Genomic DNA, 1,189 nt, shown 5'->3' on the forward strand with positions numbered 1-1,189 from the left:
TCTCCGCAATGTCGGCGACCAGCGCCCGCATGCGCTCGGCATTGGCACGGAAGGTTTCGGAGGAGGGGGAGATCTGGGTTTGCAATGGAGCCATGTCCAACCCCTACATCTGCGCCAGGAGTTTGCCGTTGTGGCGTTCGAAAATCTTGTCGGACAGCAGATTGAAACCGTCCTTGAACGTAACGTCTATCATCTGCCTGGCCGCGCTTTGGGCTTGCGGATTGCCTGCATCGAAGACGAACAACTGGTCTCGGCGTGGCAGAGCGAACAAAACATCGCCAGGAAACTGTGGTTTGATTGACAACCAGAAATCGTCAACAAGTATAAGGCTTGTGGACAACATAGTATTGCCGTCGACATAATACAGGCACGCTAACGCGGCTTCTTCGTCGGAAACAATTCTAGGAAGCCATTTCTTTACGTTTTCCAGCGCAACGACCCGCAAATCCGAAAGCGCCCGACCTGGGAAGTCTTTTGGTGCCACGGGTGACACCGAATCCGGAAGGTCGACCATATAGACAACCGAGATCTCACCAACCAGCGGTTCATACAACAAATCCAAACCCATCGATTTGAGGTGCTCGACATATTGCTGGGTCCGGATCACCGCGATGAGATTTTCTTCGCTCGCCTTGGTCGGTCGCGTTTCGGTGAGGCTTCGGACAAGTCTGTCTATAGCCGCATCAGCGTCCTCGTCGGGGTATGAGTTTAAGTAGCCGAACACGTTTGTGACGTCGGGCGTCACTTCCACGCCGCCGATTTTTGCACTGATCTTTGCGGGATCCGATGGGTCTACGATGGCGCTATCGACACCCGGCTGCCGTTTGAGTGCGGCGACTACGAGCCCTCTGAATTCCGCAATGTCAGAGAAGCGCCGCTTCTGCGCCTTGGCTTGTCCGAGAAAGCCCGCAATTGAGGAAAACAAAGCCATCGCAAATATTCCCCGCCTTGTGATTGGATGCGCCAATGAGAGGATCATCTATGGCCCTGCTTATCTCTCAATACTCGCAAAACTACAGCCTCCCACAAGATGGGTGTTTGACGTGTCAAGCAATCCGCAGTCCGGCACACTTGCATTCCCTTGCTAGGCATCACATCCCCTCCGCCATGATCTCGCGGCCGATCAGCCAGCGTCGGATTTCGCTGGTGCCGGCGCCGATCTCGTAGAGCTTGGCGTCGCGCAGCAGGC

2 protein-coding genes are annotated in these 1,189 nt (G+C 55.1%); both read right to left on the reverse strand.

What is annotated here, in order from left to right:
* Positions 1–103: 103 nt before the first annotated feature.
* Positions 104–931: a DUF1444 family protein gene (locus EOB49_RS33955; RefSeq protein ID WP_164781931.1), complete on the reverse strand. Its 828-nt coding sequence runs from the start codon at positions 929–931 to the stop codon at positions 104–106.
* A 160-nt stretch (positions 932–1,091) separates the two neighbouring features.
* A partial coding sequence (locus EOB49_RS38840; protein WP_348630290.1) for an acyl-CoA dehydrogenase family protein occupies positions 1,092–1,189 on the reverse strand: 98 nt, incomplete at its 5' end.

The organism is Mesorhizobium sp. M7A.F.Ca.MR.148.00.0.0 (assembly GCF_003997735.1).
Taxonomy (GTDB): domain Bacteria; phylum Pseudomonadota; class Alphaproteobacteria; order Rhizobiales; family Rhizobiaceae; genus Mesorhizobium.